The sequence below is a fragment of the Thermomonas beijingensis genome (assembly GCF_020034655.1).
Lineage (GTDB): Bacteria > Pseudomonadota > Gammaproteobacteria > Xanthomonadales > Xanthomonadaceae > Thermomonas > Thermomonas beijingensis.
In genome coordinates this window covers 1-686 of the sequence record NZ_JAIQDJ010000053.1, presented here as the reverse complement: position 1 = coordinate 686, position 686 = coordinate 1, and the positions used below count along the sequence as shown (strand labels likewise).

Annotated in this window: 1 protein-coding gene; it reads left to right on the top strand. The window is 51.7% G+C overall.

Annotation, left to right across the window (positions count from 1 at the left end; genetic code table 11):
* Nucleotides 1-571 (top strand): hypothetical protein (locus tag K7B09_RS13120; protein ID WP_223629912.1); only part of this gene is annotated, 571 nt, incomplete at its 5' end.
* Nucleotides 572-686 lie beyond the last annotated feature (115 nt).

Here is a 686-nt window from a genome sequence, read left to right as displayed (position 1 = left end):
GTTAGGCCTCACAGACACATCAATGGGGATTGAAGTGAACAGCACAAATAATCGTTCCATCTTCGTCACAGTAATGGCTTGGATCTTCATTTCCCTATCCGGATTTGGAACCATGATCTCCATCCTGCAAAACATCATGATCCAGACCATGTTTAAGGGCCCGGAGATGGAGAAAGTCTTGCAAGCTCCGCCTCCGCCTGGCGCCCCACCATTCGCTGCCTTCATGGCCAGTCATTTCCAACTCTTCTTTCTCGCATTCCTCATTGTTTCCGTCCTGACGCTTGCTTCATCAATCGGACTACTCAAGCGCAAAAACTGGGCACGGCTACTTTTTGTGGGGCTTATGGTTCTCGGCATCGCATGGAATCTAGGCAGCCTAATCCTGCAACTCACGATGTTCTCTTCCATGCAAGACAGTTTTGCCAACGCGCCCGGAGCACCAAACATGAAACCTTTCATGATTGGTATTGCTGTAGTTAGTGTCATTTTTGCGCTTGGCTTCAGTGGGCTTTTCGGGTGGATTGCTAAACGTCTACTTTCGTCTGCCGTAGTGGCGGAGTTCAAGCAGTGAGCCCTAACAATTCGTTCAAGCCGAACCCGCATCGGGGCACCGCCTGGGTGCTTTTCCGCTACGCTAGCACCCAGTCGCCACCCCGCTGCGGGTCGGCTTAACTCAGGTGTTAGGC